This is a genomic window from Serratia sp. CoH_122_TC_1 (assembly GCF_058191755.1).
Window position 1 is genome coordinate 67,715 of the sequence record NZ_JBXWLA010000010.1, and the last position, 19,674, is coordinate 87,388.

The window sequence follows — 19,674 nt, forward strand, 5'->3', positions numbered from 1 at the left end:
TTTGTATACTTTGTTCGGAATTTGTAACATAAAGTAATGGGTTGTTTGGTTTTTATTGTCCGTTATTGAATAAGCACTTGTAATGACAACACGGATAGTGACTGTAATAAATTGATAGGGAGTGTTATTCCCCCATGTATCCATTTTCCATACCATATGCATGTTTTTAAATTTTTGACATGCGCACTTCAAGATACAGCTTTTATACACCTATCAGTAATGATCTGTCATCGCATGAAAAATTGAAATTAAATATGACGTGTCCTGGGTTTTTACAGCGTATATCAAATTACTTTGATATTGAGCGTAATAGTAATATACGAAATTATTTTGTTATTAACTAACCTCAAAGGAGATAATGTGTGAGGCATTTATCACGGAATGTTAAGTTGTCATCACTGGGACTATCAATTGATTTATCTGATTTTAATCTTAAAGACATTATCACTAAAAATAAATTCACCCTTTACAATCAAGAGATTAGTCCATATATCGTTAAAAGTATCGCTGAGGAAAATATTCGCAAACAGTTAGCCAATGATGTTGATGTTTACTCTGAGCTATCGTGGTTCTCAGAACGGCAGAAATATGGCTATCTATTAATGAGGAATTGTTTTTCAACCGATAAATTACCGCCGACGCCTTGCAATGATGAAGCACCCGATGCGAGTTTATGGATTGAACCAGCATCAACGCTAATGGCTATGTTAGGTGTCACAGGTCATACCGTTTCCTCTTATCTTAATGAAATGCAAGGCCGATTGGCGCATATGGTTATGCCCGCCAAGAATAATGAAAAATCCTGGTCTCGCTCTACAAAATCCCTTTCCCCGCATACAGAAGTCGTCAATGGCCATTGGTCGGAAATGCTTCCTGATGACACAAGAAATCAAGTCATTGCCCCCGAGGTTTTTGCCTTGGCCTGCCTAAGAAACCCGATTCAGGCAGCGACAACGGTTTGGTCACTGGATGATATTTTGAATAACTTAAGTTATTCAACGATAGAGCAGCTGATGAAGCCTGAATATATCGCCAGTAGCCAGTCCAGCTTTGATGTTGATTCAAAAATAGAAAATATCAGTGTGATTGGGGATATCAATGGTCGACTGGTCATAAGATACAGCCATTCTAAGCTTGTCGGGATCAATGACGAAGCAAATGAAGCATTGGAAAAACTAAAAACACACCTGTCCGATCCGAAATACATCAACAGAGTTGTCCTACAGCCCGGTGATGTTCTTATCATAAATAACAGGATTGCCTTGCATGGCAGAGATAACCTTTCAAGTTCTGCAAATTATGATGGCAACGATCGCTGGTTAATTAGAATGTATGGTTTTTCACATAACTCGTGGAAAAAGCTAAAACACCTTCCAGAAAAACAACATATTGCTTCGGCTTGAAAACAAGGATGATAGGCATGATTTCACCATTAGTTGGCAGCGACAGACTTTTAGACTCACATGGGCAACCTATTCAGTTTAGAAAGGGGAAAGGGTATCGCATAGAAGACAGTAACGGAAATCAGTACCTGGATTTTGTTTTGGGTATCGGGCCGGTTATTCTTGGTCACAGTCATCCAGAATTTAACAGAAGGCTGACTGACGCCTTAAGCTTGGGGTTGTCGTTCCCAGGATTTGGAGAGGTACATAGCCAGGTATCAGAGGTATTTGAAAACGTTTATGCCGGCTATAACGTTGTCTCTTTATTTAAAACCAGCTCCGAGGCAGTAACGGCTGCATTTAGATGCGCGATGATGCAAACAGAGCGAAAAAAAATCGTACGATGTGGTTTTTTGGGATGGCATGATGCCCAACTCTATATGTCGCCGAGCTGGCATGAAGCATTGGGCAGTGAGAAAAGAAACGATTTACGCTATTTGAATGGCATGCGCGGCGTCAGCGGTGAAGAGGCTGTTTTCAACTGGGTTAATGGCGACCTGACTGAGCTAGAACACATCTTGCAAGAACATGGAAATGATATTGCCATATTCGCATTGGACGTATACCAGCTGGCTTTCTTCTCAGAAGAGAAGATTAAAGCGGCAATCGCCATGTGCAAGAACTATGGCGTGAAGTTGTTATTAGACGAGACCAAGACTGCGGGGAGAACGAACCCGGGTGGCTATCTGGCGAATAACGCCTCTTTCGATCCTGATTACGTGGTTTTAGGTAAGGCGATCGGTAACGGTTTGCCCCTTGCAATCCTTATGGGTAAGCCTGATAGCATTGCTGTCTACCGTGAAGCCCGTATTGGCGGTACTCACACCAAAGAAATACTTTCCCCTCATGCCGCAATTGCTGTCGCAGAGATTATGGGGGAGTGTGACGGTTATAACCTGGTTTCCCAAGCGGGCAAGGCTATCGTCACGACGCTCAACCTGGCACTTAAAGAAGCGGGTGCAGATAATTATGTGAACGCCAAGGCGCTTTTCGACAATGCCTTGTTTGACTTGGTCTTTAGTCAAGAGATCGTCAACAATTATGCGTTAAGAAGCCGTTTCAAGGCTGAGCTTTTAAAGAATGGCTTATTGATTATGGAAGGGCATAACTCCTTCGTTAGCCTTGCACACTGTGATCTAAACCATGACGAGTTGTTTAGTTTAACTTATGCAGCAGCGAAAAGTTGGGTAGCAGCGATGTAGCCTATGGCGCAAACAGCACATCGGGATGGTATCGGGTGTTTTTTGATGCTGCACACCTCACCCTTTCACGGATTTAAAATATTGCCACGTGATGTGCGTGAGTATTTTATTGGTTTCATTATTTTATAATGCAAAGTGAGTATAACGTCATGAAAAATGAAATATCCAGTTTGTTAGAAGGCTATAAAACAAGCTATGCGAAAGAAGAAGAACATAAATGCAATATGCTGAATATTCTTCGTGAGCAAGATAATGTCTTCTATGAAGAGTCAAAGCAGGGGCACTTCACTGCCTCCGCATGGGTGCTCAATCATGATAAAACGAAGGTGCTCTTGACGCTTCACGCCAAGCTAAATCGATGGTTTCAGTTAGGTGGGCACATCGAACCGACTGATTTGTCGTTTTTAGATGCTTGCTTGAGAGAAGCGCAAGAAGAAAGTGGTATCCAAAGTATTAGTGCAGACGACGCTTTCGTCATTGATGTTGACATACATAAAATACCGGAAAACCCTAAAGCCTCTGCGCATCTCCATTATGATATAACCCTGTGTTTTGTTGCAGGCCAGAATGCTGAAATCAGTATGTCCAAAGAATCAAAAAAATTGGAATGGATCCCGGTTAATAAGGTTAAAGATATCACCGACGATCTTGCTGTTATCCGCATGGCAGAAAAAACGCTGCAATTGTTTTAATTGTTATCGTTAGTGAAAGAAGGGGGCTTTGACATGTCGCGGAAGCACAGCTGTTATGTAAGCAGCCGAGGGTTTTTTAACACCTTTGCGGGGTGTTTTTCGCGGCATGTTCAATGCACCTCTTGTGGGGATGCCGTCGGGGCATGTGTTAATATTAACGGCTTGACGTGACGGCCCCAAATATCTCAATGGAGGTGCTGCTATAAAATCCATTGTGGGGTTCGTTATCTTGAATTTTAAGCATGATTGATGTGGATATTAACAATGAACAAAATGGAACTCAGTGGCTTATTGCAAAACGTTAAAGAGATTGCTTTATCTTCCTTCTCCATTATTGAAAGCAGAAAAAATGAAGTAACATTTTTCGAAAAGAAAGACTTGAGCATTGTTAGTGAAGCAGATATTGAAACTGAAAGATATATCCGGGATAGCTTGCAGGCTCTGACCCCGCACATTCCTGTCTATGGTGAAGAACTGGGTTGTGACATTGCCGATGATTGCCAATTATATTGGCTTATCGACCCTATTGATGGCACCACATGGTACAAATTAGGCATGCCAGTATACGGTTCCCTGATTGCGCTAATCCAAAACGGTGAACCTATACTCGGCTCTATTGGGCTACCCGCAATAAATACGTTGGTATATGCAGGAAAAGATCTGGGGTGCTTTATGAGCGCCGGAAAAAACAATGCCAGGCAGTTGTTGAGTGAGCCAGCTCAAACCGCGCCAATAGGTGTAGAGCAAGCGACCATAACCTCCTCAGGGATGCATGGCACTTCCACATGGATTGAGAATGGCGATACGCCATGGCATCTGATTTCTGTTCTTGAGAGAGCAAAATTGTTTAAATTTTCCGCGGATTGTATCCAACACGTCTCAGTATTAAATGGGGCGTCAGATGCGGCTATTGATACCATAATGAAACCCTGGGATAGCGCGGCTATCATCATTTGCGCCAGAGAGGCAGGCTTAACCGTCATGGATCTCAATGGCAATCAGCACGGGATATTAAAAAGCGGTAACTTATTAACCGCCAAAAGCGAGCATTTAGCCAAATCGCTGGTTCAGTTATTAACGCCCTGATGATGAGCCACCCGGTTTATAGTTGGTCAACGAATACAGCAGGTGCCGTGCCGTAAAGGCCTTGAGTTTGTGCTCGCGCCTATCTCGTCGTAAAAAGCCCCTATTCTCGTAGGGGCTTTTTACTGACACTACGTGGGTGATGTGGATTTTGGTGATTCTGCTGCCCATTACCCAGAAGTCTCTTTGCGTATGATGCTCCGCTACCTTTCGCTGGCGAGCACTTCAAACAGCATGTCAATTTCTTGCTGGGTATTGTAATGCATCATCCCGACGCGCAGCACGCCGCCGCTGTCCTGCAGCCCCAACTGTTGAATTAAACCCAGCGCATAGAAGTGCCCGCTGCCGACGCAGATATTGTGTTGCCCTAAGCGGCGAGCAACCTGTTCCGGGGTATGTTCCTTGAAGGTCAACGCAAAGGTCGGCGTACGGCGTTGGGTATCCGCGGAAGGTGAACCATAGAGTTGGATACTGTCTATGTGCTGCAAACGCTGCAAAAAGTACCGGCACAGGCTCTCTTCATGTTGGTGATAACCGGCAAAGCTTTCTTGCAAGCGCTGCCTGAGTGGGGCCCCTGGCGTGCCCCATTGTGCCAGGTAGTCGATGGCTGCCGTCACGCCGGCGAGCCCTTCGAAGCTCTGTGTCCCCGTTTCAAAACGCCCTGGCCCGATGTCGGTGGCCGGCTCGACTTTATACGGCTGCAGACGCTGCAACCACTGGGGTGCGATATAGGCCATGCCGATATGCGGCCCGAAGAATTTATAGGCGGAACAGACTAAAAAGTCACAGCCAAGCGCTTGCACATCGATCAGGTTATGCGGAGCGTAGTGCACGGCGTCGACATACACCTGTGCGCCGACACGGTGGGCGGCGTCGGTAATGGTTTTAATGTCGGCGATGCTGCCGGTAACGTTGGACGCATAGCTGACGGCCACGAGTCTGGTCTTGGCGGTGATGCTTTCACACAGCCGGGCCGCGTTCAACGAGCAATCCGCGCGCTCCAGCGGTATTTGATGCACGGTGACCTGTTTGTCGGCTGCCGCCTGCTGCCAACAGGAGACGTTGGCGTAGTGATCTAACGCAGTGACGATAATCTCATCGCCGGCTTGCCAGTTACGGCTAATGATACGGCTGAGGTGGAACGTCAGCGAGGTCATGTTCATGCCAAAAACGACATTGTCGGGCGACGGCGCATTTAAAAAGGCACGTACCGATTCCCGTGCCTGGTTCATGACTTCGGTCGTCTTATGGCTGGAGAAATAGTGTCCGCCCAAATTGGCGTTATATTTCCCCAGATAATCCGTCATTTTTTCCAGCACGGCTTGCGAAACCTGAGATCCCCCTGGCCCATCGAAAAAGATCGCGGGTTTATCATCATAACGCTGGGATAGCGCACTAAATTGGGCTCGGGCGAGTTCGGGCGAAAAAGTCATGCTTTTTCTCCCCGAGCTGTCAGGACAAAGAGATCAAGATATCCTTCTTCTTCCGGGACAATGGTGCTGATCGGCGTAGCGTTATGCCATAGTTTACTGTCCGCCAGTAAAACGGCTTCGCCATCCGCCAGGGCTTTTTTAAAGAACGGCGGCTGGTGACTATCGGCGTATAGCATGATTTCGCCGCCGACAATGTTTTGCCTGTGGATAGCGATCATCGCGATATGGTCAAAACCATCTTGATGAATACCTTCCGGCGCTACCTGCGTTTCGTTATGAATGGCGACAACGCGCATCTGGTGAATTTCAATTTCGGCTCCTTCTGGCAGATCGTTGCTTTCTGCAAACAGATTACACATTTCCTCCAGCCCGGCGCTTTGCAGCACGGCACTGTCAATCGGCTCGAAGCGGCGTACCACGTTGCCCTGAAAATGGTTGATCTCATCAGACTGAACGAAATTGCGCGGTCCAATCTCGCTCACATGGCCATTGGCGTGCTTGACGACCGAATAGCGTCGTAAGCGGTACTTGCCGTCGGCGTGTTGTGTGTGGGGCAATGAAGAAAACGAGGGCATTAATTGTCGGGTGGCTTGATGGCTAAGTACAGTCATACTTATTACGTTTTCGTGTTTCTGCAACATAATCACCTCTAATATGAATCAATATTGTTTTTGTAGGGAGGTATTTCGATTGAATTGTAGTCGACACTATAGCCAGCGCAATTTTTAGTCGGTGTCGATCGCGGCCCTGCTGTTGCAGCTGTAAACCGCGGTGAACACAAAATGGGTATAATCCAAGAACAAGGGGCGCCGAATGACGAGCTCAGCTTCACAAAATGATAAATTTGAGACGGTTATATGATTGAGATACGTGAGATAGATCGCGAAAATGTTTTTGATGTTTGTGAACTGACGTCGAACAAAGATGGTGTCGGGACATTATTTGAAGCATTTATTTGCTGCAATGCGATCTCCATTTCTGAGGCGGCTTATTTTCCTGAATGCCACCCCAGAGCGCTGTACCGCGACGGGGAGTTAATCGGTTTTTTCCTGTACAAACGCTGGGCGAATCAACTGACCGATGCTGAGATCTGTCGCTATATGCTCGACCACAAATTTATCGGCCAGGGGCTGGGCCGCGCTTCCTTTGAGGCAATGCTGAGCTACTTCAAAAAGAACGGCGTTAAGCAGGTAACGCTGATGATTGATGAACACAACCTGGTTGCGCAAAAAATGTATCTCTCTTTTGGGTTCACCTTTACCGGCAAAGTCGACAAGGATGAACATTACTACAGCCTGAACATCTAGTGCGCTGTCATCTGGTGTCCTCACAATGCTCGCTCGACACGCGGATGGCAGCAACGGCATCGCCCCACCCAGTCAGCACTTACTGCCGGCAATACCGGCAGTAAGACTAATGCTGGTCCTTTATAAGGTAGGGAGAGGGGTATTAGCCATCGGTTGAGCGACTGACGGCTTCCCAGGCATTAATATCAGTGTTCATCTGATGCAGTTTTTCTCTGACATACATGACGGCGTCGCTGCCAAGCAGCAATGATGCCGGTGGCGCAGGGCTATCGAGGAGTTGCAGAATGGCTTTGGCGGCCTTAACCGGATCGCCAGGTTGATGGCCACTGCGTTTTTCGCGTGTCTCACGAATCGGCCCAAAACTCTGATCGTAATCACTGATGCTACGTGGTGAGCGCACCATTGAACGCCCAGCCCAGTCTGTCCGGAAAGATCCTGGTTGAATCGCGGTGACCGCAATATTAAAGGGTTTAAGCTCTTTGGTCAGGGTTTCGGAGATACCTTGCAAGGCGAATTTGCTGCCACAATAGTAGCTGATCCCCGGTAAGGTAATGAATCCACCCATTGAGGTAATATTGATAATATGGCCAGCGCGGCGTGTGCGGAAATAGGGCAGAAAAGCCTTAATAACGGCTATTGCACCAAACACGTTGACCTCAAATTGGTGAATGGCGTCACTGATGGGGGACTCCTCCATTATTCCTTCATGGCCATAGCCGGCATTATTTACCAGCACGTCAACGGCGCCAATCTCTTGTTCTACATCGGCAACCAGCGGACCGACGTCGGTAAAATTCGTGACATCAAGGATCCGACCGAAACAGCGGCCAGGTGCCAGAGCGTCGAATTCATCTTTGGCTTGCTGGTTGCGCAGTGTTCCTACTACGCGGTGACCTGCTTCCAGTGCTGCTTCTGCCAGTGCACGGCCAAAGCCGCTGCTGACGCCGGTGATAAAAAATAATTTTGATGAATGCATGACGTTATCCTCGGTAAGGGGGACAAGCAGCATAGGGCGGGTAGGGCAAAATCCGTAGCCATGATCCTCTCTGATGTTTGCCTATTCCTCTGAGCTCGCTGGACGCCCCCGTTACTGAGTGTCAAACTTACATTCCCTTCTACGTCGCTTTGCAGGTGTGTATGGCAATTTCTTCTTCTGGGGTTACCGGCCAGATGATCGCGCTGTTGGATAGGCTGACACCGCGTGAAGGCTACAACCTCACGGCTTTGGCTGACGTACGTTTTTTGCGTTCCAACCGTCCGTTGCTGCGCACGCCGGTATTATATGAGCCGGGGATCGTCATTGTTGTGCAGGGAAGAAAACGCGGCTTCTTGGGAAAGGATGTCTATTTATATGATGCACAACATTACCTGATGGTATCCATTCCTGTGCCGTTTACGATGGAAACGGATGCCAGTGCTTCAGAGCCTATGCTGGCTATTTATATGCGATTGGACTTCACCGTCGCGGCCGATCTGCTGTTGCACCTTGCCGATCGTGGGCAGAGCGTCAGCGCACCGCCTCGGAGTATGGTGTCGAGTCCGATGGATGATGCCATGAGCCATTCAGTTTTACGTTTCCTGCAGGTGATGGCGTCACCACTGGATGCCGAAATATTGGGGCAGGCGATGGTGCGGGAGATCTATTACCGTGTTCTGACGGGCGCTCAGGGGCAAACACTCCGCAGTGCACTGACCATGCAGGGGCAGTTTGGGAAAGTGGCTAAGGCGTTGCGCAAGCTGCATGCGGAATATGACTCGTATCTTGATGTGAATGCACTGGCAAAAGAGGCGGGCATGAGCCTGGCCACTTTTCATAGCCATTTTAAAACCATTACTGAGACATCCCCCATACAATACCTTAAGTCCACGCGATTGCATCAGGCCAGATTGCTGATGTTGCGGAATAATCTCACCGCTTCAGCGGCAAGTGCACGGGTCGGGTATGAAAGCGTTTCGCAATTCAGCCGTGAATTTAAGCGTTTGTTCGGGTTAACGCCGATCGGTGAAGTGGCTCGAATGAAACAGAACTTCTCATTGCCTGCACCGGTTACGCCTTCTGATTTTATTTCTTCTCACTGATTAGCTTGTGCGGATACGTCGAGTTTATCTTCGCTAATATCTTATCGATGAGATTATGGCGGAGCGCCTCTTTGCCGCGTGAGCGTATAACGCTCACGATATTGCGATTAAAATACCGATAATGCTTATTATTGCGACCCAAAACCATTTAGAGGTTTTTTCCGGTTTCCACTCTTCACCATACTCAACCTGATAGCCGGGTTTACGATCCTTATTGTTCATCCTATTCCTTGGGATCCTGCATCCATAAATATGCCGCATTTATTTTAAGATGATTCTTAACGCAATTGAATTGAATCTGCTTTTTTAGGTAAAAATCCTAATGATAGGTGTCGAGAACAGCCACTGAATGAGGGTGGCATAAGGCTGCGATAATTACCGCTGGATTACCAATGTACTGTTTTCTGTTTCAAGAGATAGAAAGCCTAGTTCGCGATATTGGCTCATGGTCAGCCTTTCCTCATGTTAAATCAATGCTGACTATTATTTAAAATATTGTGTCTAAAATATATTATTGCTGTCATTGTGGCTATTTCCTTTATTCCACACATTACGCCGTATAAGACGTTTATTAGGTCTTTTAATGATGTGCTTTTACATGAATGTATGGGTTTGGTAGCCATTCATTTACACGAAAAACATAATGATAACTTTAATAAAACAAACTGGTTTCCGCCTGATTTTATTGGGCTTTTTTAATGATGAAAACTAACTATCTGTGATCTTAATCCCTCAATGAAAATGAAAAGAAGTGAATTATTAATCATCTTAACAATAAAAATGAGGTTCACATGTTATTTACGATTCAACTTATTGTCATACTGATCTGCCTTTTTTACGGGGCCAGAAAGGGTGGTATTGCGCTGGGGTTACTTGGCGGTATCGGGTTAATTATACTGGTTTTCGTTTTTCACTTGCCGCCAGGGAAACCCCCTGTTGATGTGATGCTGGTTATCATCGCGGTAGTGGCAGCATCAGCGACGCTACAAGCATCAGGGGGACTTGATGTGATGTTGCAAATTGCAGAGCGTTTACTGCGACGTAACCCTAAGTATGTGTCCATTGTTGCGCCGTTTGTTACCTGCATTTTGACCATTCTCTGTGGTACTGGGCACGTGGTATACACGATATTGCCCATTATTTATGACGTGGCAATCAAGAACAATATTCGCCCGGAAAGGCCGATGGCTGCCAGCTCTATTGGTGCACAGATGGGGATTATTGCCAGCCCGGTATCCGTGGCCGTTGTATCGCTGGTCGCCATGTTGGGCAATTTTACCTTTAATGGTAAACATCTTGAGTTTCTCGATCTGCTGGCGATTACGATACCCTCTACCCTGTGCGGTATTCTTGCTATTGGTATCTTCAGTTGGTTCCGGGGTAAAGATCTGGATAAAGATGAGAAATTCCAGAGTTTCATTTCAGACCCGGAAAACTACAAATACGTATACGGTGATACAGCAACCTTATTGGATAAAAAGCTCCCAACCAGCAATTGGGTAGCGATGTGGATTTTCTTGGCGACCATCGTTATTGTCGCGCTATTAGGGGCTTTCTCTGAACTGCGTCCACTCATTAATGGCAAACCACTCTCTATGGTGTTGGTTATCCAGATGTTCATGTTGTGTTCTGGTGCGGTAATCATTATTGCTACCAAAACAAACCCAGCGTCTATCTCTAAAAACGAGGTTTTCCGTTCAGGGATGATTGCCATAGTGGCTGTTTACGGTATTGCCTGGATGGCTGAGACAATGTTCGGTGCTCATTTGAAAGAAATTGAGTCAGTGCTGGGCACCATTGTGAAAGAATATCCTTGGGCCTATGCCATCGTTTTGCTTATCGTTTCCAAGTTTGTTAATTCGCAGGCTGCTGCACTTGCAGCGATTGTTCCTGTGGCACTGGCCATCGGGGTTGATCCTGCTTACATCGTTGCTTCTGCACCGGCGTGTTATGGTTACTATATTCTACCGACCTACCCAAGCGATCTGGCTGCCATTCAGTTCGACCGTTCAGGAACGACAAATATCGGGCGGTTTGTGATTAACCACAGTTTCATCATGGTAGGTCTGATCGGGGTTTCTGTGTCGTGCGTGATGGGGTGGGTCTTGGCTGCCGCATACGGGTTCCTGTAACGGATCCGTCGCAGTGGTTGGTTATGCGGAGAGCAACCTCAGGGTCGATGAGATCGTGGGGTGGGAGCGGGGGCTCTTCTCTGCCCAGAGTGCTGCTTTCATCCCACATTACTGGCGTATGGATATAAAAGATAAAAGCCCTGACAATGTCTGCCAGGGCTTTTAAGGTACTATTGACTTCAAATTTAACATTAATGAACTTACTAATTTCTTACTGCTAAGGTTCTATCGTTAAATGTACAGGTTTAACACAGATAATATTGGGTTAACTCAATCCTCCCTCTATTTACCAGTTTAGACTTTAGGCCAATCTCAATACTCGAATATTTGGCATATTAAACAGGTACATCTCCCCTTGCGATATAGACTCTTTGATGCGTGGCCTCACTTCCGTTGCGATCTTGTTGCACTGTCTTGAAAAATGATCGCAAACAAATAACAATTAAAACATGGCCTTACATCATCGCGTTTTGGTTCACACCCTGCGATTGTAGATACTGACTACGTGGCCTTAAAGCGTCATATAATGAGAGTGTTGTTTTCTCTACATTAATGGCCCATACAAAAATCACTTCGTGGCCTTTATCGCAAAAATAACTTTATCAACTTAACTTTAATACTTTCACTATTAACAGCAAGCTATTGTTTCGCTGCTGATGATTACTAATCTACTTGTTTTGATAGGGGTGTCAATACTGTTTTTAATAACATGTTTTTAATGACATGTCTTTATTAACAGTATTCATATTAATCATCAGTTAAACATCGCCGAGTGCATATTTTTTATCAACATGATCTCTTCAGAGGGTATCGGTTATGTTGGTTTTCCGTGTGGAAGGAGGCAGCAGCAGAGGGATTTTCCCGTTCCGCCAGTGAGGAAGAATGAGGGCGGCAGAGGGGGGGATATTTCGACGATGAACGCTGTCGGCGTCTGACACAGCCCACTGCAGGTGCAACGGGCTGTTTTCACAACATCAGGGCTTGCTGATAAAGCGTGCCAGCCTTTGGTGTAACTGAGAGTTTTCTTTGCGTAGATGCTCGATCTCATCCAGCAACGTCAGCGTCACCGCAATGCCGGGCCAGTCGAGTGCCAGCTCGCGATGCAATTGCTCGGCGCGATGAAAAGTGATCAGTGCGCGATCGTCGAAGATCCACTCTTCAGTTGTGAGATCACGCGGTTGAATCATGCCTAACCCAACGATTTCCGTGAGTTCATCTTGTGTTACGCCGGTGTGCAGGCAAAACTCGGTTATGGTGAAAGTTACTTTTACGTTAGCCATTTTGCTTACTCCACTCTTTACGTGGATCAAAGGTCTTCTGAGCTTCTGCCAGCTGTTGCCACAGTGCAGCGCTTTTCTCGTCCGGTTTTGGTGGCATCATGACTTTGATCACTGCATATAAATCCCCGGTTTCTTTTTTCCCGACCAGGCCTTTTCCCTTGATGCGCAAACGCTGCCCGGTTTGGCTGCCGGCAGGGATGGTCAACAGAATACTGTCTTTTAGGGTCGGTACGGGGACCTTGGCACCTAAGGCCGCTTCCCAAGGCGTTACCGGCAGGACGATCTCAAGGTTGTGCCCGACAATGTCGAACAGCGGATGAGGAGCTATGCGGATAATCAGGTAGAGATCGCCGTTAGCGCCGCCGTCAGTGCCTGGTGCACCCTGGCCTTTCAGGCGAATACGCTCACCATCACCAACGCCGGCAGGGATTTTCACATTAAGGGTTTTAGGAATTTCCTGCTCTACCATGCCGAACGCGTTATACACCGGCAGGCTATAGCGAATAGTGCGGGTTTGCTCTGCCTGTGTTTCTTCCAGGAAGATAGCGACTTCCATTTCAATATCTTGGCCGCGCATGCCTTGGCGCCTTTGGCGATGTTGCTGAGCACGCGCATGTTCACCGAACATAGAGGAAAAGATATCGGAAAAGTCTTCAGCGCTGTGGGCATTGCCATGGCCATGCTGTGTCTGGCGGCCAAAGTTGGGGTCGTTACGGTGTTGCAGAAGTTGATCGTATTCAGCACGTCGTTCGTCGTCTTTCAGTACTTCATAGGCTTCGGCGACCAGTTTGAATTGTTCCTCGGCATTTGATTCGGTACTGACGTCGGGGTGATATTTTCGCGCCAGCCGGCGATAGGCGGTTTTGATTGCCTTAAGATCGTCTGACGGCTTAACCCCTAAAATGGCATAGTAGTCCTTGAATTCCATAGCGTTATCATCTCACTTCAATTTTTCGTCAGGGGAAATCGTTGAGCCTGCATTGGGTGAAACTTTACTTATAGTAGGGCAGTTGGCTGCCGAAGTACCAACCTAATTGTGTGGCTGGGCAGCCAAATGTCAGAGAAAGCGGAGCGGGGTAGCTCCGCTGAGAGATCATGCGCGTTTCAGCTGCCGGGCAACCTGGAATAAGCTGAACGAGCTGAACAGCATTTCGATACCCACAATGGTGGTGACCAGTACCACTGATGTCATTGGGTCAGCGCTGAACAACAGCCAGGCAATGGCCAGATCCAAAATGCCAATCACAAATTGCAGCCAGCTTCCCGGAAGCTCGCGCAGTTTATATCCGGCGATCAACCGTACGATCCCACCCAATGCAAACAAGACGGCGAGGTAAACCGCCATGGCGAAAATACCGACCGCAGGGTGGGTGATAAATACGTAGCCGATAATAAGATAAGCCATCCCGAGCAGAATGCCGCCGATCATCGGCCAGGTATTTTGCAGCCGGTTGGCAATCATACCGAAAATAAGTGCAAAGCCGCTTAGTAACAAGAAAATACCCACGACCACACTGATCGCCGCGCCGGAGGCAAAGGGGCTGAACAGGCAGAAAAGGCCGCCCAATAGCAACAATATTGAGATGATTAACAGCGGGGTACGTTGTTTCTTTAAACTCTGTTCATCGATAATCAACGAATGACGATGGCCCATGTTTAGCATGATAGAACTCCCTTATTTTGAATGTCCTGTACAGTTTTACTGACAATTATAGTGGAACACGCCACTTTGGGGATGATGCTTCGAAACGGCGTATTTTTGTCGGGATCCAAAAGAGCTGTGTGGGTGGATTCCATAAGGTTTTTCATGGCAGACGTGCCAGAATAGATAAAAGCCAATGCGGCTATGTTGACTGAGATAATAGATACCCAATGATAGACCGCTCCCGCTTACTGAAATTTTTGCTGCCTTATCTCTGGCCCAAAGATAATCTGAAGTTACGTTATTACTTGGTTATCGCCTTTGTTTTCATGGTGATATCTAAGGTAAGCACGACGTTAGTCCCCCTGGCGTACAAAGCCATGATCGACGCCTTGAGCGGCGAAACGGCCAAAATGCTGGCCATACCCATTGGTTTGATCCTGGCTTATGGCGTTGCGCGCGTTGGCGCGGCGTTATTTGAAGAGCTGCGCAACGTGATGTTTGTGCACGTCAGTCAGAATGCTACCCGGTTGTTAGGGCTGCGAGTGTTTAGGCAGTTGCATGCGCTGAGCCTACGCTTTCATCTGGAGCGCCAGACTGGCGGGCTATCGTTATCGATTGAACGGGGTACTCAGGCCGTAGCGACAGTGCTTTCGCGGCTGTTGTTTTCCATTTTCCCCATCCTGTTTGAAATCACCCTGGTGTCGGTGATTATGTGGCATTTGCTAAACGGCTGGTTTGCTCTGGCAATTTTAGCGACGGTCTGCTGCTATATTCTGTTCACCGTGATGGCGGTCAGTTGGCGTACGCGTTTTAGACGCGAACTCAACCAAGCCAATGCCGATGCCAATACCAAATCTATCGACAGCCTGCTCAATTATGAGACGGTCAAATACTTCGGTAACGAAGACTTTGAGGCAGACCGTTTCAACATGTCGCGCCGCTTGTATGAATACGCCGCGATTAAGAACCAGTTCAGTTTTACCGCCCTCAACCTCGGGCAAACCGCCATTATCTCTATCGGGTTGATCGTGATGATGGCGATGGCGGCACAGGGTATCGTGCAGGGGCGGATGACGGTCGGCGACTTTGTGTTGGTGAATGCCTATCTATTGCAACTCTATCAGCCGCTCAACTTTTTCGGCTTTATTTATGCTGAAGTCAGGCAGGCGTTGATCGATATGGAAAACATGTTCGATTTGCTGCAGGAAGAGCAGGAGATTGTCGATAAACCAGATGCAGCGGCGCTGCGGTTGAAAGCCGGTGAAGTGTGCTTTGATTCGGTCAGTTTTGGCTATGATGTGCGCCGTCCCATCCTGAAAAATGTCAGCTTTACCATTCCAGCGGGCCACACGGTGGCTGTGGTGGGGGCCTCGGGTGCCGGCAAGTCTACGCTGTCCCGGCTGTTGTTCCGTTTCTATGATGTGAACAATGGCACCATTTCGATTGACGGCCAGGATATCCGCAGTTTGAAGCAGGCCAGTCTGCGTGGGGCGATTGGCATCGTGCCGCAGGACACCGTGTTATTCAACGATACGCTGGGCTACAACATCGGCTACGGTAAAACGGGCTCAAGCCAGGCAGAGATCGAACGGGCAGCCAAATTGGCGCATATTCATGACTTTATCGTCAGTCTGCCCGACGGGTATGAAACCCGAGTGGGTGAGCGTGGGCTTAAGCTTTCCGGTGGGGAAAAACAGCGGGTAGCGATTGCTCGCACTATCCTGAAAAACCCCGCGATTCTGGTGTTTGATGAGGCAACCAGTGCACTGGATACCCAGACTGAACGCGAGATTCAGGCGCACTTGCGCGAGGTGAGCCGCGATCATACGACGCTGGTCATTGCGCACCGCCTGTCCACGGTCGTTGATGCTGATGAAATCATCGTGCTAGAGGCGGGGGAAATCGTCGAACGTGGGCGGCATGAGGCCTTGCTGGCCAGCAATGGCCGCTATGCCGCCATGTGGCAAAACCAATATAACGACGAACAGCAGCCCTGACGATACACATCCCCAGGCGGCTTAGCCTGGGGAATCACAAGGGTTAAAGATCGCCGGTCAGGTACTGTGCCACGCCATTACCGAAACTCCAGTCGCCCTTGCTGTTAGTGGTAATTGAGACCATCAAGTCATTGCCTTCAATCCCGCAGCTTTCCCGCAGTTCACGGCTGAGTTCAGCATAAAATCGCTGTTTCTGTTCTTCAGGCCGCGGGCTGGTGATCACCCGAATGACCACCAGATTACGAGTGCGGGTCAAATTAAGGCCCGTGTCTTCTATCACCAAATGGTGAGCTTTGTTTTCATGAACAATTTGGTAGCGATCGCGCTGCGGCACGTCGAAGGCGCTGAGTACGGCACGGTGGGCGGCGTCGAGCAGCGTTTTCAGTTCGGCTTCATTGCGGCCCTCGATAACGTCAAAGATAAGTAATGGCATTTTCATAATCCTGTCAGTGAGTTAATGATTTCATGGAGGTGCAGGGCAGCGTTTTATCATCGCCTTTGAGAGCCCATCTTAGCCATACACCCCTGTGGGAAGAAGCGCTATACTTGAATTCATTGTTTATATAACTGAACAGTCACGATGAAAAACCCTAAAATAGAAACCTTGTGGACCCATTTGCACTGGCTCACCGTATTGGCTGAACAGGGTAGCTTTACCCGGGCGGCAGAGCGGCTGGATGTCAGCAAAGCGGCAATGAGCCAAAAAATTAAAGAGATCGAAACGCTGGCCGGGGTGCCATTGGTACAGCGTACCACCCGCAGTGTCAGACTGACCGAGGCGGGATTGAGGTTGGTGGAAGAGCTACGCCAGCCTTTTGCGCAAATAAAGCAGAGTTTTTCTGGTATTTGTGATGCCGGCGGGCCACTACGTGGCACGGTTCGGGTGACAGCGCCGGTGGCGTTTTCTCGCCAGCAATTGGTACCGCGAATTACCGGTTTTCTGCATGCCAACCCTGAGGTGCGGGTCCAGCTTGAGGTTTCTGATCGACTGGTGTCATTAACCACCGAAGGGTTTGATTTGGCCATTCGCCACAGTGATAACTTGCCCGAAACGCATGTCGCCTGGCGCCTTTGTCAGACTGAAACGCTGGCGGTGGCGTCGGCAGACTATGTGAAACGTCAGGGGATGCCGCTATCGCCGAACGATCTGCAAGCGCATCAATGTCTTTATTACCCGCGTAAAGGGGAACAGCCCGGCTGGCGTTTTGTCACCAAACACCCACAGCAAGGCAACGCGGAAAAGGTTCACGTGCCCGTCAGTGGCCCGTTTGCGACCAATAACAGCGAATCGATACGGGATGCGGCCACTGAAGGCTTGGGGATTGCTTTGCTGCCGGACTTTAGCGCACAACAGGCGCTGACAGACGGAAGGCTAATAGAGGTACTGCCTGATTGGCGGCCGGTCAATGCCTTTGCAGACAGCCTTTATGTCGTACGGCCCTATGCGCCCCAGGTGTCGCGAGTGGTAACGGAATTCAGTCATTATTTGCGCGGCGCGTTTGCCGACGGATTTTTCATCCGTTGATAATTCAGCCGTGATAAATCGTCCCAATCACCCCTGCAAAGCATTGTGGTCGGGTGTATTGCTGTGATTCACGTCACGCTACAGGTATTTTTACGATTCAGTCACGTTAATGTAATGTCCGGTGAGTGGCTTACCCAATGGAGTTAATGAATAACGTTAATGCTGGGTAAATGGCATAAATTCAATAGATAAAAATGATTCGAAATATCGACGCGTTAAATTAAATAATAAACAAATCTAACATGTGAAACGTTAATATATTTATGAAAGTGACAAGTCAACGCAATTTGATGGCGTAAAGAGTACCGGTTGAGAGACGTAAATAGAGAAATAACAGTGCAGTAAAATAAACAATGTTAATAATAACCCACCTGTAATGTACCCACTTTCAAGATTTCCTGGCCGCCGCCATAGCCCAGTTGACAGCCCGCTCGCTTGCGATAAATTTAAATCGTTAACATATTAACAACAACCTCGAAAAAAGAATGGCCCGTTATTTTGGCTTGTCACTCAGGGGTTGCGAACAAGCAAATCGTCATTTATGAGCTTACTAACAGGCAGAGCACATCATGAAGAAATCGACGGGATATGGTTCGGGAGTCAATGAAGAAAACAGATTACTGGTGATTCTCTTTTTCGTTTTTGGCTGCGTTTTTGTTGATCGTTTAACCATATCTTTCTTATTCCCCATGATTGCTGCCGATTTGCAGCTGAGTAATGTGCACCTTGGCACGTTGTCTGCCGTATTGGCGCTGACCTGGGCACTGTCGGGAGCAGGATTAGGCGCGATTGCCGATCGTTTTAATATCCGCAAGCCCATGCTCATTGCCTCTATTGTGGTGTTTTCTCTCTTTTCTGCCTTGTCGGGGTGGGTTAACGGTTTCGCCATGTTGCTGATATTCCGTGCGTTGATGGGGATTGCTGAAGGGCCCGTATTGCCGATTGCACAGTCATTGATGGTAGAAAAATCACAACCGCAGCGGCGTGGATTCAATATGGGATTGATCCAGGGGGCCGCACCGGGGTTATTGGGGGGCATTATCGCGCCGCCGCTCATTATTTACCTGGCTCAAAAGTGGGGCTGGAGTATGGCTTTCCATCTGACAGCCTTACCGGGGATTATTCTGGCCTGGTTAATTTATAAATATGTCGACGGCAAAAAGAATCCGTCTTTTGTTGACGAACCCGCGGCAAAAGATCGGTTGGAAAAGGCTGCTTACACCGAGCTGTTCAAAATTAAAAACGTGGTGTTGTGCATCCTGATTTCTTGCGTATTCGTCACCTGGTTTATGGTCATTATTACTTTTACCCCCAGTTTCCTGGTGACCGCGCGTGGCTTCAGCGAAGGGGCAATGGGCGGCATCATGAGCGCTATCGGCGTGGCCTGGGTTTTCTGGGGCGTTGCGGTGCCGGCAATTTCAGACCGCATCGGCCGTAAACCGACATTAATTTTCTTCTCACTGCTGGCGATTTGCTGCCCACTATTTCTGAGTTACGTCGATAACCTGTGGCTTTTGGGTGGGTTGGTGTTTCTGTCGTATACCGGTTTGGGCTGCTTCACCTTGTTTATGGCGACGATCCCTTCAGAAACCGTATCAAAAGCCCGTATTGCCACCGCGCTGGGACTGGTGATGGGCATTGGTGAAGTCATTGGTGGCTGCCTGGCACCTTTTACCGCAGGTTTTATCGCCGATCGTTATGGCTTGGTCAGTGTGATGTGGCTGGCAGCCATTGGGGCTGCTTGCGCCGTGGTCTTAAGTTGTTTTCTCGATGAAACGGCACCCGCAGTGGTTAGCCGAAGAACGTTGAAAAGTCAGGGTGTCGCCGACGTCTGAAACAGTCTTTTGCCCCCTATAC

The 19,674-nt window shown here is 48.0% G+C and carries 17 protein-coding genes; 10 read left to right on the top strand and 7 right to left on the bottom strand.

All coding sequences use genetic code 11. The features are described from left to right. The first annotated feature begins 389 nt into the window (after positions 1 to 389). The 4 genes from AC2FC2_RS14415 (at position 390) to AC2FC2_RS14430 (ending at position 4,422) form a co-directional block, all read left to right on the top strand. Entirely contained in the window at positions 390 to 1,403 is a 1,014-nt protein-coding gene (locus AC2FC2_RS14415; protein WP_265556527.1) for a TauD/TfdA family dioxygenase, read from the top strand. Between the two features lie 17 nt (positions 1,404 to 1,420). After that, positions 1,421 to 2,644 carry an aminotransferase class III-fold pyridoxal phosphate-dependent enzyme gene (locus AC2FC2_RS14420; protein ID WP_265556526.1) on the top strand — a complete coding sequence of 408 codons (1,224 nt, stop codon included), beginning with the start codon at positions 1,421 to 1,423 and terminating at the stop codon, positions 2,642 to 2,644. A 149-nt stretch (positions 2,645 to 2,793) separates the two neighbouring features. Next, positions 2,794 to 3,336, top strand: a complete 543-nt coding sequence (locus AC2FC2_RS14425) for an NUDIX hydrolase (RefSeq protein ID WP_209639658.1) — start codon at positions 2,794 to 2,796, stop codon at positions 3,334 to 3,336. A gap of 264 nt (positions 3,337 to 3,600) precedes the next feature. Further along, positions 3,601 to 4,422, top strand: a complete 822-nt coding sequence (locus AC2FC2_RS14430; RefSeq protein WP_490659436.1) for an inositol monophosphatase family protein — start codon at positions 3,601 to 3,603, stop codon at positions 4,420 to 4,422. A 200-nt stretch (positions 4,423 to 4,622) separates the two neighbouring features. Here AC2FC2_RS14430 and AC2FC2_RS14435 read toward each other — a convergent pair whose 3' ends face one another. Together AC2FC2_RS14435 and AC2FC2_RS14440 are read right to left on the bottom strand one after the other, a co-directional pair. After that, the gene (locus AC2FC2_RS14435; RefSeq protein ID WP_490659437.1) at positions 4,623 to 5,852 is read right to left on the bottom strand and encodes a cysteine desulfurase-like protein; all 1,230 of its coding nucleotides are present in this window, start codon (positions 5,850 to 5,852) and stop codon (positions 4,623 to 4,625) included. Then, positions 5,849 to 6,463, bottom strand: a complete 615-nt coding sequence (locus tag AC2FC2_RS14440; protein WP_490308780.1) for a 2OG-Fe dioxygenase family protein — start codon at positions 6,461 to 6,463, stop codon at positions 5,849 to 5,851. The genes AC2FC2_RS14435 and AC2FC2_RS14440 overlap by 4 nt, the downstream gene beginning before the upstream one ends. A gap of 246 nt (positions 6,464 to 6,709) precedes the next feature. Here AC2FC2_RS14440 and AC2FC2_RS14445 point away from each other — a divergent pair, with 246 nt between their 5' ends. Then, positions 6,710 to 7,159 (top strand): GNAT family N-acetyltransferase, encoded by a 450-nt coding sequence (locus AC2FC2_RS14445; protein WP_265556521.1) that lies wholly within the window; start codon positions 6,710 to 6,712, stop codon positions 7,157 to 7,159. Positions 7,160 to 7,301: 142 nt separating this feature from the next. On the opposite strand, the gene AC2FC2_RS14450 is transcribed toward AC2FC2_RS14445, so the two are convergent. Beyond that, the gene (locus tag AC2FC2_RS14450) at positions 7,302 to 8,135 is read right to left on the bottom strand and encodes an oxidoreductase (protein WP_209639669.1); all 834 of its coding nucleotides are present in this window, start codon (positions 8,133 to 8,135) and stop codon (positions 7,302 to 7,304) included. Between the two features lie 161 nt (positions 8,136 to 8,296). On the opposite strand from AC2FC2_RS14450, the gene AC2FC2_RS14455 reads away from it, so the two are divergent. Together AC2FC2_RS14455 and AC2FC2_RS14460 are read left to right on the top strand one after the other, a co-directional pair. Beyond that, positions 8,297 to 9,238: an AraC family transcriptional regulator gene (locus AC2FC2_RS14455; protein WP_490659438.1), complete on the top strand. Its 942-nt coding sequence runs from the start codon at positions 8,297 to 8,299 to the stop codon at positions 9,236 to 9,238. Positions 9,239 to 10,029: 791 nt separating this feature from the next. Then, on the top strand, positions 10,030 to 11,370 hold the full coding sequence (locus tag AC2FC2_RS14460; protein ID WP_265556519.1) for an anaerobic C4-dicarboxylate transporter: 1,341 nt from the start codon (positions 10,030 to 10,032) through the stop codon (positions 11,368 to 11,370). 974 nt (positions 11,371 to 12,344) lie between these two features. Here the strand turns inward: AC2FC2_RS14460 and cbpM are convergent. The 3 genes from cbpM to AC2FC2_RS14475 form a co-directional block, all read right to left on the bottom strand. Continuing rightward, positions 12,345 to 12,650: a chaperone modulator CbpM gene (gene cbpM / locus AC2FC2_RS14465; protein ID WP_404760884.1), complete on the bottom strand. Its 306-nt coding sequence runs from the start codon at positions 12,648 to 12,650 to the stop codon at positions 12,345 to 12,347. Further along, complete coding sequence (cbpA, locus tag AC2FC2_RS14470) at positions 12,643 to 13,578, bottom strand: curved DNA-binding protein (RefSeq protein ID WP_209639680.1); 936 nt, start codon at positions 13,576 to 13,578, stop codon at positions 12,643 to 12,645. Before cbpA ends, cbpM begins: the two co-directional genes overlap by 8 nt. 165 nt (positions 13,579 to 13,743) lie before the next feature. Then, on the bottom strand, positions 13,744 to 14,313 hold the full coding sequence (locus AC2FC2_RS14475; protein WP_490659439.1) for an HdeD family acid-resistance protein: 570 nt from the start codon (positions 14,311 to 14,313) through the stop codon (positions 13,744 to 13,746). 212 nt (positions 14,314 to 14,525) lie between these two features. On the opposite strand from AC2FC2_RS14475, the gene AC2FC2_RS14480 reads away from it, so the two are divergent. Continuing rightward, positions 14,526 to 16,292 (top strand): ABCB family ABC transporter ATP-binding protein/permease, encoded by a 1,767-nt coding sequence (locus tag AC2FC2_RS14480; protein WP_490659464.1) that lies wholly within the window; start codon positions 14,526 to 14,528, stop codon positions 16,290 to 16,292. Positions 16,293 to 16,335: 43 nt separating this feature from the next. On the opposite strand, the gene AC2FC2_RS14485 is transcribed toward AC2FC2_RS14480, so the two are convergent. After that, positions 16,336 to 16,725, bottom strand: a complete 390-nt coding sequence (locus tag AC2FC2_RS14485) for a tautomerase family protein (protein ID WP_490659440.1) — start codon at positions 16,723 to 16,725, stop codon at positions 16,336 to 16,338. Positions 16,726 to 16,872: 147 nt separating this feature from the next. Between AC2FC2_RS14485 and AC2FC2_RS14490 the strand changes: the two genes are divergently transcribed. Continuing rightward, positions 16,873 to 17,817: a LysR family transcriptional regulator gene (locus AC2FC2_RS14490; protein ID WP_490659441.1), complete on the top strand. Its 945-nt coding sequence runs from the start codon at positions 16,873 to 16,875 to the stop codon at positions 17,815 to 17,817. Between the two features lie 569 nt (positions 17,818 to 18,386). Further along, on the top strand, positions 18,387 to 19,652 hold the full coding sequence (locus AC2FC2_RS14495; protein WP_404760881.1) for an MFS transporter: 1,266 nt from the start codon (positions 18,387 to 18,389) through the stop codon (positions 19,650 to 19,652). The last annotated feature ends 22 nt before the right edge of the window (positions 19,653 to 19,674 follow it).

Bases quoted from the DNA above. Each gene is read 5' to 3' on its own strand.
- AC2FC2_RS14420 (WP_265556526.1), top strand. From the start codon at position 1,421: ATGATTTCACCATTAGTTGGCAGCGACAGACTTTTAGACTCACATGGG.
- AC2FC2_RS14425 (WP_209639658.1), top strand. From the start codon at position 2,794: ATGAAAAATGAAATATCCAGTTTGTTAGAAGGCTATAAAACAAGCTAT.
- AC2FC2_RS14430 (WP_490659436.1), top strand. From the start codon at position 3,601: ATGAACAAAATGGAACTCAGTGGCTTATTGCAAAACGTTAAAGAGATT.
- AC2FC2_RS14435 (WP_490659437.1), bottom strand. From the start codon at position 5,852: ATGACTTTTTCGCCCGAACTCGCCCGAGCCCAATTTAGTGCGCTATCC.
- AC2FC2_RS14440 (WP_490308780.1), bottom strand. From the start codon at position 6,463: ATGACTGTACTTAGCCATCAAGCCACCCGACAATTAATGCCCTCGTTT.
- AC2FC2_RS14445 (WP_265556521.1), top strand. From the start codon at position 6,710: ATGATTGAGATACGTGAGATAGATCGCGAAAATGTTTTTGATGTTTGT.
- AC2FC2_RS14450 (WP_209639669.1), bottom strand. From the start codon at position 8,135: ATGCATTCATCAAAATTATTTTTTATCACCGGCGTCAGCAGCGGCTTT.
- AC2FC2_RS14455 (WP_490659438.1), top strand. From the start codon at position 8,297: ATGGCAATTTCTTCTTCTGGGGTTACCGGCCAGATGATCGCGCTGTTG.
- AC2FC2_RS14460 (WP_265556519.1), top strand. From the start codon at position 10,030: ATGTTATTTACGATTCAACTTATTGTCATACTGATCTGCCTTTTTTAC.
- cbpM (WP_404760884.1), bottom strand. From the start codon at position 12,650: ATGGCTAACGTAAAAGTAACTTTCACCATAACCGAGTTTTGCCTGCAC.
- cbpA (WP_209639680.1), bottom strand. From the start codon at position 13,578: ATGGAATTCAAGGACTACTATGCCATTTTAGGGGTTAAGCCGTCAGAC.
- AC2FC2_RS14475 (WP_490659439.1), bottom strand. From the start codon at position 14,313: ATGCTAAACATGGGCCATCGTCATTCGTTGATTATCGATGAACAGAGT.
- AC2FC2_RS14485 (WP_490659440.1), bottom strand. From the start codon at position 16,725: ATGCCATTACTTATCTTTGACGTTATCGAGGGCCGCAATGAAGCCGAA.
- AC2FC2_RS14490 (WP_490659441.1), top strand. From the start codon at position 16,873: ATGAAAAACCCTAAAATAGAAACCTTGTGGACCCATTTGCACTGGCTC.
- AC2FC2_RS14495 (WP_404760881.1), top strand. From the start codon at position 18,387: ATGAAGAAATCGACGGGATATGGTTCGGGAGTCAATGAAGAAAACAGA.